Genomic DNA, 17,752 nt, shown 5'->3' with positions numbered 1-17,752 from the left:
GGTATTTTTGTAAATAATTGAGATAAATTGTCTAAATATGTTCATTTTTTAATCTAGACGCTAGGAAGGCCGACACAGTAAACAGAGCCACGTTGATAAAAAAGACGACTCTTGCCCCAAAGAGATCGGTCATGGTGCTCATAACAAGGATGGACATTCCGTATATAAAAGTTGATAGTGTATGTTGAGCTGATAGAATTTTGGGCAATTCAATTTCACTCAGTGTATCTTGTACATAGGTACGAATGGAAATACTGCGAAGCTGAAAGGCTGGTCCTAATAAAAAGACAAACAACAAACTCATCCATGCGGAATGATTCAATCCTAAGCAAAGGGTGAGCACAGCAACGATCACAGAACTGTAAAAAATGTGGTCAAACAAACGCTGTTCTACATGCTTTGCGAACCGCAGTACGAGCAGGCCGCCTAGAATAGTTCCGCCAAAATAGCTTGCGTTAATAAAGCCCCACCATGTTTCTGGCTGGTGTAAGACTTCTGTGACATACACAAGAATAATGGCACCAGTCCATATACTTCTACCGCTCATGGACAGCATTTCTAAAATCGTTAATGTTCGAATAGTAGGCTTTTCATACATGAGCTTCCAACCTGAAAAGACCCTTGTAGCAATTGATTCAGACTGTTGCTCTTGTTTAGCGGCGGCCCCAGTATCAATGATAAAGAGCATAGATATGAGCGACAAACTGTATAAAACAAGTGTCGTCAATAGGAGAAACTGTGGTCCAAGAATGCCTATAAACAGCCCTCCTAAAAGCCAGCCAAGTAAAAGGACCAATTGGTCAGAAGTTAAGATATAACTATTAGCTTTTAGTAAAAAGTTCTTTTCTACTAAACGTGGGATCATCGAATTTCGAACAGGAATGGTTCCTCCATCTATCAAAGAAAGGAAAAATACAATGATAAAAAAGAGAGGAATAGTAAAAGTTGATAGTTGTAGAATATAAATGAAAATCAAGCAACCGAAGAAAGCAATTTGACAAATTTGCAAATAGATAATGAGTCTTTTCAGCTTAAATTGATACATAAAGAAAGGAATGAGTACTGCGCCAAGTGCTTGTCCAACAAACTGTGAGACAGCCACCATTGAAGCAATGAGTGTAGAGTTTGTTAATTGATATGTCAGAATGGTTAGAACGAGGACATACAAAGAATCCCCAAAATTAGCTAGGGATTGCCCCCCTAATAAAAAGTAAAATGATTTGTTTTTCATATTTATCTCCATTTTCTCTTCATTAACACCCATAATAATACATTAATTTCTACACTTCTACTTTTTATAACAATATTTTCATAAATTGATACATTTTAACTAATTTAAAAAACCGCCAAAAGGCGGTTTTTATTTAGTCATATATATGGACGGTTGGTTCTTTGTCTTCAGCATTTTTCGTGATCAAGGCTTCTTGTTGATCTGAAGATGTGATGTTAATTTCGATATTGGTACTCTTATAGTAATCCATCACTTCACCTGTTAAATATTGCGTGAAAGCTACGACTTCCGTTTTTCCGTAGAACTGCATTGGAATTTCGACTTTCATTTTTTGCAGGTTGCCGTCTTTGTAAAACCCTTTTCCTACGACACCCGTGTAATTCGGGAAATAGTCTTCGACTTTTGTTTTGAAGCGGTCAAATCGTTCGGAATCATCTTTGTAGTTGCCTTTCGCATTATCTGAGGGGAAGAAGACATTCTCCTCTTTGATCGTATCCCAATTGCCGATATCAGCTGAGCCTGCTTTCACATCTGTTTTGGCGATAAAGTTTCCTGGCACGATCGATGATTTTGGTGCTTGCTTATAAAGGGCAATCATGACAGGCACTTTTTGCAATCCGTCCATTTGACGAATTCGTTTGATCACTTGTTCAGCAATTTTTTCGCCTTCTGACAGTAGTTTCTTTGAGTTTTTCGAAGAATCGATCGTCACTTCTTGCTGAGGATCACCGATATTTTCACGGTAATAATAAACAGAATTCAGCGCAAGTCCAATGACAACTCCGCCAAGCTGTAAGCTGTTTTTATCTTTTCGAATTAAGTAATTATGCTCTAACATTGAAGCTAAGTAAATTGGACTATTTTCATTTTTAGACTTTGTTGAACCTGAGTTCGGAAGAGCAGGATTTAAGCCTAGATTCTTAAAGTCCTTATCTTCTTTTTCTGCTTTTTTCAAATCACTGCCTGTTTTTTTGCGCGCCAGCCAGCCTAGAACGGTGTCCTCATCTAAATGCTGTCCTTCTTGGAAAAGGTAGTCGTTTGTATTAAATGACTCTGTTGCGAGACGCATGAGTCCTGTTTCAAATTCATCGATGTCCAAGCGTGTGTTGAGACGCTCTGCTGTTAACCCTCTCGCAGCCCCTTGTTTAAACGGCAGCACCATTTTGTAGTAGGAGTCAGAGATATTGTACATCGGGATGATAGCTGTTTCCTTCGTTTCATCCGTTTTTTGTGTGACCTCTTCCTCTTCCTTTCCCCCAAAAGGTGCACACGCTGACAATACCAGTGTGAGCATTGTCAGCAGCAATAACAACTTTTTCAATAGAAAACACTCCTCTTATTTCTTTAGCTCCTCGAGCATTTTAGCTTCGTCCCAAATTTCAATATTAAGTTCTTCTGCCTTTGTCAGCTTACTTCCCGCTGCTTCTCCGGCAATGACTAAATCTGTTTTTTTACTCACACTACCTGCCAGTTTACCACCTAATGCTTCGATCGCTGCTTTTGCATCGTTTCGTGCCATTTCTTCTAATTTCCCTGTCAGCACAATGGTTTTGCCTGCAAAATAGGAATCACTTTCTTCAACCTTCACCGGTTTTGGTCCTGTATAGGTCATATTGACCCCAAGCTCTTTTAGTTCATTTAGCAGATTGAGAATTTCTTCTTTTTCAAAGTACGTGACAACAGCATCAGCCATTTTTTCACCGATTTCATCAACTTCGAGTAATTGTTCTTTCGTCGCTTGCTTTAATTGATCGATATCACCGAAATGCATCGCCAAGGTCTTTGCCGCTTTGGAGCCAATAAATCGTATACCGAGTCCAAATAATAAACGCTCTAGAGAGTTTTCTTTCGATTGCTCAATCGAACGCAGTAAATTGTCGACAGATTTTTCGCCCATTCGCTCAAGTTGAATGAGTTCTTCTTTCGTTAATCGGTAAAGATCGGACACACGAGAGACAAGCTGTTCTTTGAAAAGCTGTGTAATGACCCGCTCGCCAAGCCCATCAATGTTCATTGCATTGCGGGAAACAAAATGAATGAGTCCCTCACGAATTTGGGCAGGGCATTCAGGATTGATGCAACGTAAAGCCACTTCGCCTTCAATTCTCACCAGCTCACTATGACACTCTGGGCATTCCGTCGGCATGTGAAACGGCTTTTCTTCTCCTGTACGCTGATCGATCAGTACACCTGCGACTTCTGGAATAATATCGCCCGCTTTTTTCACAATTACCTGATCAAAAAGGCGAATATCCTTCTCTTTGATCAAATCTTCATTATGAAGAGAGGCTCGTTGTACTGTCGTTCCTGCTACTTTGACAGGCTCAAGGATCGCCGTTGGTGTGATGACACCTGTACGCCCAACACTTAGCTCAATATCAAGTAGCTTTGTCACGACCTCTTCAGCTGGAAACTTGTACGCAACAGCCCAGCGGGGACTTTTTGCTGTAAAGCCGAGCTCTTCTTGCTGAGCTAACGAATCGACTTTGATCACTATTCCATCAATTTCATATGAAAAATCGGCACGCTTCGTTTTCAGTGTCTCAATGAGCTCGATCACTTCCTCAATTGTTTGGCACGTCCGTCTTTCTTTGTTCGTTTTAAAGCCAAGTTCGTCGAGAAGATCAAGTCCTTCGCTTTGCGATTCAACACCAATTTCATCAAGCTCCGCTATACTGTAGACGAAGATATCAAGGTTTCGTTTCGCCGCAATTTTCGTATCTAGCTGACGTAGCGAGCCTGCCGCCGCATTACGCGGGTTTGCAAACGGTTCTTCTTCGTTTTGTAATCTTTTTTCGTTTAATGCTTCAAAAGAAGGTTTTGGCATAAATGCCTCGCCTCTCACTTCAATAGACAAAGGACGTTTGATTTTGAGCGGGATGGATCGAATGGTTTTGAGGTTTTCTGTAATATCCTCACCCGTTGTCCCATCTCCACGTGTGGCACCTCGGACAAACACGCCATTTTCATAACGGAGAGAAACAGCGAGTCCGTCAATTTTCAGCTCGACATTGTATGAGATATCGTCACCGACTGCTTGACGAACCCGGCGGTCAAAATCAAGAAGGTCCTGTTCATTAAACGCATTCCCAAGGCTGAGCATCGGTGTGCCGTGACGCACTTTTTGGAAGGCATCTAACACAGCGCCTCCTACTCTTTGTGAGGGAGAATCCGCTGCTTTTAAATCAGGGTGCTCTTCCTCTAAAGAGATCAGCTCACGCATTCGCGCATCATATTCAGCGTCAGGAACACTTGGACGATCCAGTGTATGATATTCGTAGTTGTATTGGTTCAAAATCTCGTGCAGTTCCTCGATCCGGCGTTTCGCTGCTTCTTTATCCATCTGCTTCTTCCTTTCAATTCATCCGTTTTATAAGTCCTACCAGTTTATTGCTTCTCAATTGGCGCAAACGCTGCGAGAAGACGCTTTATGCCTGTAGGACTTGGGAAGGCAATATCAAGCTCTGTGCTGTCTCCACTGCCTTTTACACTCACAACCGTTCCAACGCCCCATTTTTTATGGGCCGCTTTATCGCCCACAGCCCAGCCAATACTTCCACCGCCTGTGTTTTGAATGGTTTGAGTTTGCGGACGTGAGACAGGTCCCCGTCTTTGGGGTCTTTCTCTTTTTTGACCAAATGGTGTTTTCGTTTCTTTTTTCTCATTTAGGTTGTCCAATAAATCGGCAGGTATTTCTCGAATGAATCTTGATTCAAGGTTCATGTTTGTCCGGCCGAAGAGTGTTCTCATCTTGGCACTTGATAAATAAAGCTCTTCTTCCGCTCGTGTGATGCCTACATAAGCAAGGCGGCGCTCTTCTTCCATCTCTGCATCTTCCATTAATGAGCGGCTATGCGGGAAGACACCTTCCTCCATACCCATTAAGAAGACAACCGGGAATTCTAGACCTTTTGCGGCGTGAAGCGTCATTAAAATGACCGCATCCTGATCTTCTTCCTCATTTTCATCCAGCTTATCGATGTCTGCGACAAGGGCGAGATCTGTCAGGAAAGTCACAAGAGACTTGTCTTCATTTTGTTCTTCAAAGTTCTTAGTCACAGAGAGAAACTCGTCAATATTTTCTAGACGGCTTTGTGCTTCAATCGTTTTTTCAACCTTTAGTGCTTCACGGTAGCCTGTTTTCTCTAGAATTTCTTCTGTTAGTTCTGTGACAGATAAATAATCCTGCATATTTGTCATTTGATCAATGAGCTGTTTAAATTCATCAAGCGCATTGGCTGCCCTTGCACTAAGTCCAATGAAATCTACCTGAGCAAGTGCTTCAAACATAGACAGGTCATTCATCTCCGCATATGCTGCGATTTTATCAACAGAAGTTGCACCGATTCCGCGCTTCGGTACGTTAACGATTCGTGCAAAGCTAATGTCGTCATCTGGGTTAGCTACTAGGCGTAAGTACGCCAAAATGTCCTTAATCTCTTTTCTGTCATAGAACTTCGTGCCGCCGACAATGTTGTATTGAATGTTCGACTTCAATAGTGTTTCCTCTATGACACGAGACTGGGCGTTGGTCCGATAAAGAATCGCAAAATCGGATAATTTACGCTTGCCGCTCTGATGAAGCTGATGAATCTTTCCAGCAACAAATTGTCCTTCACCGAATTCATTATCTGCACGGTAATAGGCAATCTTCGCTCCTTCATCATTTTCTGTCCAAAGATTTTTCGGCTTACGGTTTGAATTGTTTTGAATCACCGTGTTTGCGGCATTCAGAATACGTTTAGTCGATCTATAATTTTGCTCAAGCAAAATCACTTCACTGGACGGATAATCTTTTTCAAAGGAGAGAATGTTTGTAATATCCGCTCCGCGCCAGCGATAGATGGACTGATCTGAGTCACCGACCACACATATATTTTGAAAACGTTGAGCGAGCAGTTTCACTAGCATGTACTGCGCTCTGTTTGTATCCTGATACTCATCTACATGAATGTATTGGAATTTTCGCTGATAGTGTTCTAATACTTCAGGGATCCGCTCAAACAGACGTATCGTCATCATAATAAGGTCATCAAAATCAAGTGATTGGTTCTTGAGTAATCGTTTTTGATAATCTGTGTAGACATCGCTGACCACTTGATCATAGAAATCACCAGCTGTTTTTGCGTATTCCTCTGCGTCAATGAGTTCGTTTTTTGCACTACTGATTGAACCTAAAATGCTACGTGGATCAAACTTTTTAGGATCGATATTTCGTTCTTTTAAAATGTTTTTAATGACTGAAAGCTGATCAGATGTGTCTAATATAGAGAAGTTGCGATTCACACCAATACGGTCAATATCACGTCGTAAAATGCGCACACACATGCTGTGGAACGTAGAGATCCAAATGTCATCCGCACCAGGCCCTAAAATGGCTTGTACACGCTCACGCATTTCACGTGCTGCTTTATTTGTAAACGTAATCGCTAAAATGTTCCACGGAGCCACATGCTTTTCTGCCATTAAATAAGCAATTCGATGTGTGAGCACCCGTGTTTTTCCGCTTCCTGCTCCTGCCATCAAGAGTAGGGGGCCGTCTGTTGCTTTGACCGCTTCTTTCTGCGCGTCATTCAGCCCTTCTAATAGATGATTCGATATTTCATTCATTCCATTCACCGCCAATTCGAACTTATGTTCTATTTTAACCCGTTTCGTCTTATTTGACTATGATGATTTTTTGACTGCACTCACTGTCTTTAATGCTTCTTTGAAATTGTCATAAATGACGTTTCCTACAACAACCACGTCCGCATGCTGCGCAAAATCTTCTGCCTGTTTTGCGTTTTCAATGCCCCCGCCATAAAAAAGAACCGTATCAGAAAGCACTGCTTTCGTTTCTTTCACTAGCTCTATATCTCCAAGCGTTCCGCTGTATTCTAGATAAAAAATGGGCAGCTTCATCAAATGCTCTGCCACTCTTGCATATGCTCTTACGTCATCGATGTCCAGTGCTGTATTTGCTTCTGTAAGCTTGGCCGCTTTACATTCTTCATTTAAAATCACATAGCCTTCAGGCACGATCTCTTCCATTGACATCAAATCACCGAATTCCTTCATCGCGTCCTTGTGAAGCCCAACAATCCAATCAGGATGAGAGCTGTTTAAGACGGTAGGGATGAAATACAGATCAAAGCCCGGCACAATCATTTCATGTGTTGAGATTTCAAGCACACATGGCACAAGAAACCGGCGGACCTTTGACATCAACTGGAGCACGTTGTCCTCTGTCACATTGTCACTGCCGCCAATCAATATCGCATCCGTACCAGATTCGCAAATCGCCTCTAGCTGTTCATCGGATATTTCTTTATTTGGATCGAGTTTAAAGACGTGCTTCCACTCGGTAACATCATACATGAAAAATGTTCCTCCATTCGTTTCATTCCATTTAAATATTATAACAAAATCAGTGACCGCAAAAAATGGGTAACCTCCTTCAGCTAAAAGTTTCATTCTTTTGAAAATGGTGTTCATGACTTTAAGTTAGAATGCTGAAAACATCTAGAAGCTGAGAGGGCTGATCTTTGGCCGTTCACTGATAGGAAAGCTTTGTATCACCACATGTTATTATACAATAAAGGGACTTTTTACTATTGATCAAAAAAACATACATAAAGCAGGTGACCCACTTGAAAAGAACCATCACATATGATCAAACGATTGACATCGGATACATCTATCTCCTGCCTGTGGGAATTGGGACAATCAAAGAAACCATGGAATTAGATGTAAATGAATGTGTGAACGTAGATATTGACAAAGAGGGCCGAGTAGCTGGTTTGGAGTTATTTGCAGAAGAAGCCAAGGTTTTAAAGCATGCACCCGTTTATGAGGATGAACTTTCGTTACGTTTTACAGATCAAGAAGTTCTCTCAACCTATCATTTATCAGGCATTGAATTTCATTTCTCGACGCCTGATCACGAAGGGTTGATCGGTTTTACGATTGTCGATCCTCTTCGATATAACATCAAAAAAAAGACAAGAAAAAACCGTTTTGAATGGTCAAAACGGTTTTTCCAAACTATTGTCTCGCTTCATTGAAATAATGGACGGATGTCATGGCCCCTTCATCGACCATCTTGTTGTCTTGAATATCTAATGGATCAGGGTGTCCAGCTTTTTCAGGAATCTTTTCATCTGAGCGGAACATGCTTGCCCATTTTTTGAGATGCTGTTTATTTTTCACTGCTAATAACACTGCACCACCAACCCCTAATCCTGCAAGTACATACGCATTCGGACGCTTATTCATGTATGTTCCCTCCCCTTATGATCTTATTTGTAAGTTACCCCGCCTTTTCATTTCTAAACGTCACAATCTGTTGAAGTGGTTTCTCTTTCAATGAAAAGTGGAATAACAACAGCAATGATAGAGAAAAGAGGGGATTATCGTGACAACAACTTTCATTGTCATTGGCGCACTATTAGTGATTTTTTTCATCATACCAATCATTTTATTCATCTGGATTTGGATGCGAGATGAAAAACAGGAAGAGCATTCTGTCCTGCGAAATTATCCGGTCATTGGAAAGCTACGGTTTATTTTTGAAAAAATAGGACCTGAGCTTCGCCAATATCTGTTTCTAAATGATCGGGAGGAGCTTCCTTTCTCAAGAAGAGAATACGAGCAAGCTGTCATGTCTGGGAAGTACAAAAGCCGGACGATGGGCTTTGGATCAAAACGTGATTTTGACAAGCCTGGCTACTACATTCGTAACGTCCTATTTCCAAAACAGCGAGATGAGTTACGCATCGATCAATCTGAAAAAATCCAAACAAAAGTTTATCAGATCGATCAAGACAATTTACTGAGAAGAAGTGAACATACCAAAGAGGTCGAAGCAAAACCTTACTATCTCCATCAAGACGATGTACAAGTGATTGGTGAGCACACATGTCAAAAGCCTTTCCGTGTAAAAGGTCTGATTGGACAGTCTGCCATGAGCTACGGATCTTTAGGCGACAGAGCCATTACAGCACTATCCTCAGGATTAAAGATGGCTGGCGGCACGTGGATGAACACGGGTGAAGGCGGGCTTTCTCCCTATCACCTTAAAGGCGGAGCCGATATCATATGCCAGATTGGGCCCGGTCTATTTGGCGTGAGGACAGAGGATGGCGCTTTTTCCTTTGAAGAATTTAAGAAAAAAAGCGAGCACGAGGAAGTCAAAGCCTTTGAACTGAAGCTGGCTCAAGGAGCTAAAACACGCGGCGGACATATTGACGGTGAAAAGGTCACCGAAGAAATTGCAAACATCCGTAAATTGCCGCCCCACCAATCCATTGACAGCCCAAACCGATTTGAGATGTTCCACTCCATTCCTGATATGTTTGATTTCATTGAACAGCTTAGAAGTATAGGTGGAAAGCCTGTCGGCATCAAGCTTGTGGTCGGACATAAAGAAAACATTGAGGAACTTGCAGCGTACATGAAAAAAAGCGGAAAGCATCCTGATTTCATTACAGTAGATGGTGGAGAAGGCGGCACTGGTGCATCTTTTCATGAATTGGCAGATTCCGCAGGTCTACCGATTTTCACGGCACTCCCAATGGTCCATCAAATATTAAAGGAATACGGTGTCAGAGATCAGGTAAAACTCTTTGCTTCTGGCAAACTTCTCTCACCTGATAAAATTGCGATTGCCCTTTCCATGGGTGCTGACTTTGTCAATATCGCACGGGGGCTCATGTTTTCAGTCGGCTGCATTCGCGCCCAAGTGTGCCACACGAATAAATGCCCAGTCGGGGTCGCCACAACTGATCCGAAGTTGCAAAAAGGTTTATCAATTGAAGAAAAGAAATACCGAGTCTGCAATTATATCCTTTCTCTAAGAGAAGGTTTGTTTAACTTATCCGCAGCCGCAGGCATTGAATCTCCCATTCATTTTAATGAGAAACATATTGTCTACAGACAAGAAAATGGTCAGACAAGTGAAGTGCCTATTTTTTCAGGGACACAGCGGTCTGTCTAGTTTGAGAAAAGGTGCGTTTATGCACCTTTTTTTCAATTGACATTTTGGCTCAGTCGCGTATACATAACTTAGACAAATGACCAAGAAGTGGAGAGATGGAGGATGCGAGAGAAAAAGGTTCGCGGAATGAGACGGAAGACGAATGAGATGGTGACAAGAAAGGAGAAAGATGGTTTATAGGCAAGCTAAAATAAAAAACAGGACTCGCTTTTCAGCCAGTCCTTGCTTGTTTTTTCAGCGCTCTTCATATAAAAAAAACTGTAAACAACGCCATTCTTGTTGAAAAGGATTGTTTACAGTGAAAGCTATTTTATTTTGTTTCGTCATTTGCCTGCTGTTCTGCTACGCGGTCAAGTGCCATTGTATAGGCATCGTTTCCGTAGTTCAAGCAACGTTTGACTCGTGAGATCGTTGCAGTGCTTGCACCTGTCTCCGTCTCAATTTTATGATACGTGTTCCCCTCGCGAAGCATACGTGCTACTTCAAGACGCTGTGATAAAGATTGAATTTCATTGATGGTACACAAATCATCAAAGAATCGATAGCATTCTTCCAGGTCTTTAAGGGATAAGATGGAGTTGAATAACTGATCTAAGCTTTTGCCCCTTAATTTATCAATTTGCATCGTTATACATCTTCTCCTTTACTATTGGCACCGCTTCGCACGACATTCTTCGGAGAAAGCGGTATCTTTCCTGACTAATTTTTTTCAACCTCAGCAATGAGCTTTGAACGAATCATGACAGGTTTGTTTATACGCTGGAAATGCCGTCATCAGTTCTTTCGTAAGCCGAAGCTTCTTTATCGTATACAAATTCGACAAGTTCTGTCATTTTCCTTGTTCGACAATCTGACAAACTTGTTTGCTTCCGATATCCAGATCACTTCTGCTTCATTAGGTCTGCCCTAAAAATACAGGTTGTACGGAAAGCTCAGCGAGACCACAAACATGCGCCCCGCCTCGCTCAATTATTCAAAATATGTTGGTCGGCCAGCGTAACCGACAGATTCATTTTTTCATTAGGGCATTTCACTCGTCATGTCAAAGCCCTCTGCTTCAACAACTCCACATAAGCATTTTCACCTACATGGCAGCGAAGAGATCCATTGCTCACGTCTGCCCTATAACAGCGGTCAGAAATCTAGCAAAGATGATACAGCTCCACTCTGTTATATTTTAACGCATTATAGACGGAAAGAGTACAGTTTTTTTCATGACATCAAATATTCCTCTTGGTGTCACTCGAATATACGGCAAATGTGTACTTTGGAAAAAGACAAGTGTATCAATTGGGCAATCAAATGGATAGCCTCTCTCAATGAGCAGCTCTCGCAAGGTTTGTATTTGCTGAAGGACTGTCTCGAACGGTTCAGCAGAGGCACAGCCTGATAGTTGTAGCGGGATTTCGTGTAGAATTTCCCCATTCTCTGTAAGGACGATCCCCCCGCCAATTTCTTTCATTCGCTTATGTGCCAGCATCATATCTTCTTTATTTTTCCCGATCACTAAAATGTCACCCGTGAGTGAAAATGAGCTGACAAACCCTTGCACTTTGTTTGCAAACCCTTTGAGCATCGTGTTTACACGCCACTTGCCTTTTCGGTCAATCAGGCTAAAGAAACTTTGATCATGATCACATGACAGCTGATTCACAGAGTTATCAATCTCCACTGTATAAGGCTCCATGATGACAGCATTTCTCATTTTGACACCTAGTGGCATGGAAAATTGCAAATCACTCGTCGTCAGATCATAGCCTAGATCTAATGGAACAAGCCCGCCATTTTCCCATTTTGTTTCTTGAAATTGATGCTGGTTCTCTCCATCTAATTTGAGGATGACTCCTTTAGATATGACCGTTTCAGGATTTGGATTCATTGGATCATCTAACACATTCAAAGAAGCCAGACGTCCTGGACCAACAACACCTAATAAGTCATCAATTTGATAGTATTTCGCAATGTTAAAGGTCGCCATATTGTATGCATCGATGATAGGCACGCCTTCTTCAAGGGCAATTGCAATCAAACGATTAATCATACCCTCCTCATAAAAATGAGGCGCTGCTCCATCTGTTGTATAGAAAAAGTGATCATAGTGTCTAAAATCACGCTCATGCAGCTCTCTTAAAATGTTCACTAAATCTGGGCGGATGGAAGAATGACGAAGTGAGACATGATAGCCAAGGGACAAGCGTTTGAGCACATCGTCTGCATTCATCGCTTCATGATCGCTGTCCGCGCCAAACAGCTTCATTTTTGTTAGCGTTTTCTCAGAAGCGCCAGGAAAATGCCCTTCAATTCGTTTCCGCTGCTTCTTCGTTTCTTGCATGCAATATAAAATGAGATCATCTCCGTCCATCAATCTTGGCCAGCTTGTTAATTCGCCGCCTTGAAGGACATCTGGATGATCAATCCATTCCTTGCGATAGTTGATAGGAAGCATCTCATCTTCATATCTGACTTCGGTTTGAAGATCGTATCTAGACCACCAGAAATACTGAAATGGCTGCTGTTTTAATTCACACAAAGCGGAAAGCGCTTTCTTTTCATTGCTCTGCAAAAGAAGAAATAAGTTATCACTTACCATCGTTGTTGTGCCAAATTGAGACACATATTCTGCAAGTGATTGGGGATTATAAATATGGAACGGATGCGCGTGAGGCTCTATATACCCAGGCACAATGTATTTCCCTTCACAATCAATCACACGTTTAGCTGATTTATTTTGAGGAAGCTCTGCTCCGACATAAACAATTCGATCATCATGTATCCAAATATTTGCCTTCACCCATTGTTTTAAAAACGGGTTTAGCACGAGTCCATTCGTTAAAAGGAGTGTTGGAACTATTTTTGAGTCGACTACATCGATTTGTGTGCGGATGTCATTGTTTCTCCAATTAAAAGTACGTTCGGACATTCACATACTCTCCTTCATTTGTATTAGCCCTATCGTAACATAACGAACCACGTTACGCATTAATGAAACGTTACAATTTCTTGAAATCACACTTAAAATATTTAAAAAAGGAGATTTACCTTCAATGAAACCTAATCTCGGCTTAATGGAAGCGCTCATTCGAATTGCCTGTGGAATGACAATATGTACTGTGGCTGGTTCTTTATATGCTAGAAAACCATGGAGCAAAATGCTGCTTTTGGGCATCATGTTCGGCGGGATGAAGCTTGGATCTGGCATTCTTCGTTTTTGTCCAGTAACGTATATGTGTGAACAGCAGGACACACATCAAGAGAAGGCTGAGTGAACAGCCTTCTTTTAGATCGTTGACAAAGTGCTAAAATGATCTTGATTTTAGCACTTTGTCTTCTTTTCAGCGTGATAGAAAACCATTGAAGTCTACGAAGGACAAGCACCGGAGCGGAGCGAATTTGACATTCGTGAGCACCGAAGCGAAGACCTGACAACGAATGCGAAGGTTTGTCTACACGCTGAGAGAAGGCTGAGTGAACAGCCTTCTTTTTTGTGATCATTTTTATATCACTCCGCTTCCGCTGCTTCACACCATTCCACCATCGTACCTGCGATAATTTCTGCGGCTTCAATGACATGCTCAATGTCGATGGATTCATTCGGAAAATGGGCAAGCTCTGTTGTTCCAGGTCCGAATACGATGATCGGGATACCTGCCGCCTGTGACAGTAATCCTCCGTCTGTTCCCCAAGGAGCAGCTTCGATCTTTGGGGGCTCCTTCTTGACCGCCTCATATTGTTCCTTCAATAGACCTAAAAGTGGATGGTTCGTATCGATTGAGCCTGGAAGCCATCTAGCACCAAACCATTCGACTTCGACAGGATGCTCTTTGAACCATTCATCCTTTTCCCCAAGTCCCATCATCCAATTTTCTAGTTCCTTCTCTGCCTGCTCAACCGTCTCACCTGGCATCACACCAAGTCTTCCCTCCATTGTGACTAGATCCGCTACAGAAGACGGCCAATCACCGCCTTGAATTTTCCCTATGTTGATAGGGATCGGTATCGGGATATGCTGAAATAACGGCTCGGTGATGCGTTGATTTCGTTCTTCTTCAAGTGCCGCTACATGCGAAAGAACGACCATACTCTTTTCAATAGCGGAAACGCCATGATATCTTGTTCCGCCATGAGCTGCCCTTCCTTTAATATGCAGTCTGAACCACTTAGATCCCTGCTGAATCGGAAAGATTTTCATATGACTTGGCTCTGGAATGATGGCCGCATCTGCTGTATGCCCTCTCAGTATGGCTGCAAGGGTACCGGCGCCGCCGCTCTCTTCTTCGACGACACTATGAAACACGACATCTCCTTTTAGCGGAATCTGAAGCGCATGCAGTGCCTCTAGTGCAAAGAGTAAAGAAACATTTCCGCCTTTCATATCTGTTGCCCCGCGTCCATAAAGTCTCCCGTTTATGATATGCCCGCTGTAGGGTGGATATGTCCATTGTTTCGTATCTCCTGCAGGCACAACATCGACGTGCCCGTTTAATAAAATGGATTTGCCGTCCCCTTTCCCCTTTAATCGACCGGCGACATTGGGACTTCCTTTAAAAGATCGCCTCGGGGAATAGAAATACGGGTGTTCGAGCAGGTCTTCTCCGCCAATGTCCCATACATCTACATCAAAACCAATGGCGGACAGCTTATTTGCTACAATTTGCTGCACCTCTTGTTCGTTCCCTTGGGTGCTTTCACATTGCACCATTTGCTGAAGAAGCGCAATCGCTTCATCTTGGTGCTCTCTCATCCAGCTTCTGATACGTGTGATTGGCTGCAAGTCAGTCATCCTTTCTACACAACAGATTTAACATCAGGCGCTAAAATTAAGGGTGCCTCTGTCGCCCTTATGACATCCTCCGGCTGAAACGGTGGCATGACTTCACGTAAAATGAGCAGCTGTGATTTGACCTCAATGACGGCCATATCCGTAATAATCAGATCCACACAAGACTTCGCCGTTAAGGGCAATGTGCAGGCAGATTTCACCTTTGATTGTCCGTGTTTATCGAGGTGGCTCATCACCACCACAACCTTTTTCGCCTTTTGTGCAAGCTCAATCGCTCCGCCCATCCCGGGTACTCGTTTGCCCGGCACAATCCAATTCGCAAGATCACCCTGACTGCTTACTTCAAGTGCACCCAAAATGGTCATATCTAGCATGCCTTTTCGAATAATGCCAAAAGCAGTCGTGCTGTCCATGTATGAGCCGCCTTTTGTTAATGTAATAGGAAAGCCGCCGGCGTTGCACAAATTTGGATCTTCTTCTCCTTGTGCTGGTGAGGCGCCTGCCCCCATAATGCCGTTTTCAGCATGAAGCCATACGTTGTAATTCGCTGGAATGTATTCCGCTGCAAGTGTCGGGATACCAATCCCAAGATTGACGATCATGCCATCTTCAATTTCCTGCGCCGCACGTTTGGCTATGCGGTGTCTTAAATCGATGTCTCCCATGCCCATGTCCAGTTCACTCCTTTTGATTGCACGATCTGGTTCACAAATACGCCTGGTGTCACGATTTCCTCTGGATGAAGATTACCCACTGGCACAATCTCTTCCACTTCCGCAATGGTCCAGTCTCCTGCCATCGCCACAATCGGGTTTGTATTCCGAGCACTTTTATCAAATATTAGATTTCCTGCTTCATCTGCTTTGAGGGCATTCACAATGGCCATATCCGCTGTTAGCGCAGGCTCAAGGATATATGTCTTTCCGTTTAGCGGCACGAGCTGCTTCTTATCGAGATTGAGGCTATCCATGCCGACATCTGTCACAATGCCTGCCAAACCCATCCCGCCTGCTCGTATTTTTTCTGCAAGAATGCCCTGCGGGTAAAAATGAACATCTAGTGTACCTGCCTGCATTTTCTGTCCGGCTATTGGATTTGAGCCAATATGAGAAGCAATGATCTTCTTGACTCTTCCTTCTGTGATCAGTCGTCCAACACCTATTTGCGGAAAACCTGCATCGTTTCCGATTAATGTCAGATCTTTAATATTGGCTTCTAGAATGGCATCGATCAATGATGGCGGCGATCCTACGCCGCCAAACCCGCCAAACATGATGGTCATGCCATCCCTAAAATGCGTGATCACTTCATCTACATTCACTGTTTTGTTCATCATCTTTCCTCCCTACATCGCAGATGGGAAAAACCCTCGGTTGATGACTTCTTGTTCGACCTGCGTGATGGTCTGCTCAAATAATTGAATGAGTTCATCCATCTCCTGCTGCGTGATGGAAAGCGGCGGTGCAATCATGATCGCTGCACCTCCCACTCCATCCTCACCGGCACTTGCTGGGTATACGAGCAAGCCATTTTGCTTCGCTGTCTCAACGACTAAATGCGTCATTTGAGCATGAGCAGGAAATGGTGTTTTCGAAAGGCGGTCTGCGACAAACTCAATGCCAATGAGCAGTCCCTTTCCTCTCACATCTCCTATGATGAAATGGTTTGTTTGCACTTCCTTTAAGGCATTCATTAAATAGCGACCAGACAGATCCGCTCGTTCAGGAAGCTGATGTTTCTTCATATAACGGATGACAGCGAGTGAAACGGCGGCTGAAAGCGGATTGCCGCTATAGGTATGACCTGCCATCACAGATCCGGAGCCGCTCAGAATCGGCGCGATGACATGATCCGCTGAGACGGCTGCCGCAATCGGTGAATAGCCGGCACTCATCCCTTTGCCGAGAACCATAATATCTGGCACGACGCCCCAATGCTCCATCGCAAACATTTTCCCAGTTCGTCCAAAGCCTGTCATGACTTCGTCTGCAATCATTAAAATTTCGTTTTCCTCACAGACACGCTTCATTGCTTCAAAATATCCGTCTGGCGGTACTAGCGCCGCTCCCGATGCCCCGACAATCGGCTCTGCAATAAAAGCGGCAATCCTCTCTTTTCCTATACGCTGAATGACCGTTTTAAATTCCTGAACATACCATTCAACCTGCTTGCCCTCTTCCTTCGGCAGCCATGAACGATAGCTATATGGCGGAGACAGCACCGGATTCTTTTCGAGCAATGGTTCAAAGCGCTCTCTCCTTGCAATATGTCCTGACATCGACAGCGCACCGAGGGTGATGCCGTGATAACTCATCCATCGAGAAATAATGTGATTCTTCTCCGCCTTTCCCTGCTCCTGCCAATGCTGAATAGCAATTTTCATCGCCGTTTCTGTTGCCTCTGATCCACTTCCGACAAAAAAAGACCAATTCAGGCTACCTGGACAAAGCTTGCTCAATTCATAAGCAAGTTCTTCTGCTGGTTCATTTGTGAATTGTGATCTGTACGTAAAGCTCACTTTTTTCGCTTGCTCGGTCATGGCATCAATGATTTCACTTATGCCATGTCCAATACTTGCCGTGACAGCCCCCGAAGAGCCATCTATATATTTTTTTCCGTCCCGATCATATAAATAAATTCCTTCTCCTTTCACAGCCACAGGATAATGCTGATTCAACATCGGTTTGATTAAGTAATCCCGGGTCTCCACTTTGCCATTCCTCCCTCTCTCGTCAGCAGCTGTCTCTTTCTTTTTCATGAATCG

Annotated in this window: 15 protein-coding genes; 3 read left to right on the top strand and 12 right to left on the bottom strand. The window is 43.1% G+C overall.

Annotated features, from left to right (window positions below; translation table 11 throughout):
- Window positions 1-31: 31 nt before the first annotated feature.
- The 5 genes from MHI35_RS03200 to MHI35_RS03180 form a co-directional block, all read right to left on the bottom strand.
- A complete protein-coding gene (locus MHI35_RS03200) occupies window positions 32-1,231 on the bottom strand; it encodes an MFS transporter (protein WP_335349130.1) in 1,200 nt (399 codons plus the stop codon).
- Window positions 1,232-1,364: 133 nt separating this feature from the next.
- Window positions 1,365-2,552 (bottom strand): CamS family sex pheromone protein, encoded by a 1,188-nt coding sequence (locus tag MHI35_RS03195; protein WP_144459475.1) that lies wholly within the window; start codon window positions 2,550-2,552, stop codon window positions 1,365-1,367.
- A 15-nt stretch (window positions 2,553-2,567) separates the two neighbouring features.
- On the bottom strand, window positions 2,568-4,574 hold the full coding sequence (gene ligA, locus MHI35_RS03190) for an NAD-dependent DNA ligase LigA (RefSeq protein WP_335349129.1): 2,007 nt from the start codon (window positions 4,572-4,574) through the stop codon (window positions 2,568-2,570).
- A 44-nt stretch (window positions 4,575-4,618) separates the two neighbouring features.
- The gene (gene pcrA, locus MHI35_RS03185) at window positions 4,619-6,841 is read right to left on the bottom strand and encodes a DNA helicase PcrA (protein ID WP_211063779.1); all 2,223 of its coding nucleotides are present in this window, start codon (window positions 6,839-6,841) and stop codon (window positions 4,619-4,621) included.
- A gap of 57 nt (window positions 6,842-6,898) precedes the next feature.
- Window positions 6,899-7,591 carry a heptaprenylglyceryl phosphate synthase gene (locus MHI35_RS03180; RefSeq protein WP_041816135.1) on the bottom strand — a complete coding sequence of 231 codons (693 nt, stop codon included), beginning with the start codon at window positions 7,589-7,591 and terminating at the stop codon, window positions 6,899-6,901.
- Between the two features lie 272 nt (window positions 7,592-7,863).
- Between MHI35_RS03180 and MHI35_RS03175 the strand changes: the two genes are divergently transcribed.
- On the top strand, window positions 7,864-8,277 hold the full coding sequence (locus tag MHI35_RS03175) for a DUF2283 domain-containing protein (protein ID WP_144521679.1): 414 nt from the start codon (window positions 7,864-7,866) through the stop codon (window positions 8,275-8,277).
- Here the strand turns inward: MHI35_RS03175 and MHI35_RS03170 are convergent.
- The gene (locus tag MHI35_RS03170) at window positions 8,258-8,488 is read right to left on the bottom strand and encodes a hypothetical protein (RefSeq protein WP_024426686.1); all 231 of its coding nucleotides are present in this window, start codon (window positions 8,486-8,488) and stop codon (window positions 8,258-8,260) included. The genes MHI35_RS03175 and MHI35_RS03170 overlap by 20 nt on opposite strands.
- 139 nt (window positions 8,489-8,627) lie before the next feature.
- Between MHI35_RS03170 and MHI35_RS03165 the strand changes: the two genes are divergently transcribed.
- Window positions 8,628-10,208, top strand: coding sequence for an FMN-binding glutamate synthase family protein (locus MHI35_RS03165; protein ID WP_335349128.1), 1,581 nt, complete (start codon window positions 8,628-8,630; stop codon window positions 10,206-10,208).
- Window positions 10,209-10,518: 310 nt separating this feature from the next.
- Here the strand turns inward: MHI35_RS03165 and MHI35_RS03160 are convergent, their stop codons facing one another.
- Window positions 10,519-10,833, bottom strand: coding sequence for a YerC/YecD family TrpR-related protein (locus MHI35_RS03160; RefSeq protein ID WP_003214053.1), 315 nt, complete (start codon window positions 10,831-10,833; stop codon window positions 10,519-10,521).
- 552 nt (window positions 10,834-11,385) lie between these two features.
- Window positions 11,386-13,128 (bottom strand): adenine deaminase C-terminal domain-containing protein, encoded by a 1,743-nt coding sequence (locus MHI35_RS03155; protein WP_211063780.1) that lies wholly within the window; start codon window positions 13,126-13,128, stop codon window positions 11,386-11,388.
- 124 nt (window positions 13,129-13,252) lie between these two features.
- Here MHI35_RS03155 and MHI35_RS03150 point away from each other — a divergent pair, with 124 nt between their 5' ends.
- A complete protein-coding gene (locus MHI35_RS03150) occupies window positions 13,253-13,474 on the top strand; it encodes a YgaP family membrane protein (protein ID WP_144526361.1) in 222 nt (73 codons plus the stop codon).
- A gap of 233 nt (window positions 13,475-13,707) precedes the next feature.
- Here the strand turns inward: MHI35_RS03150 and MHI35_RS03145 are convergent, their stop codons facing one another.
- Genes MHI35_RS03145 through MHI35_RS03130 form a run of 4 tightly spaced genes read right to left on the bottom strand, consistent with a single transcriptional unit; the run spans window position 13,708 to window position 17,698 of the window.
- Window positions 13,708-14,979 carry a peptidase gene (locus MHI35_RS03145; protein ID WP_211063781.1) on the bottom strand — a complete coding sequence of 424 codons (1,272 nt, stop codon included), beginning with the start codon at window positions 14,977-14,979 and terminating at the stop codon, window positions 13,708-13,710.
- Between the two features lie 14 nt (window positions 14,980-14,993).
- Complete coding sequence (locus tag MHI35_RS03140; RefSeq protein ID WP_211063782.1) at window positions 14,994-15,659, bottom strand: 3-oxoacid CoA-transferase subunit B; 666 nt, start codon at window positions 15,657-15,659, stop codon at window positions 14,994-14,996.
- Window positions 15,635-16,321, bottom strand: coding sequence for a CoA transferase subunit A (locus tag MHI35_RS03135; RefSeq protein WP_211063783.1), 687 nt, complete (start codon window positions 16,319-16,321; stop codon window positions 15,635-15,637). The genes MHI35_RS03140 and MHI35_RS03135 overlap by 25 nt, the downstream gene beginning before the upstream one ends.
- Before the next feature lie 12 nt (window positions 16,322-16,333).
- Window positions 16,334-17,698 (bottom strand): aspartate aminotransferase family protein, encoded by a 1,365-nt coding sequence (locus tag MHI35_RS03130; protein ID WP_211063784.1) that lies wholly within the window; start codon window positions 17,696-17,698, stop codon window positions 16,334-16,336.
- Window positions 17,699-17,752: the final 54 nt, after the last annotated feature.

The organism is Bacillus sp. FSL K6-3459, from assembly GCF_038003305.1.
In the GTDB taxonomy this organism is placed as follows: domain Bacteria; phylum Bacillota; class Bacilli; order Bacillales; family Bacillaceae; genus Bacillus; species Bacillus pumilus_O.
Note: the sequence above shows the minus strand (reverse complement) of the source record. Positions and strands in the feature narration are given on the sequence as shown.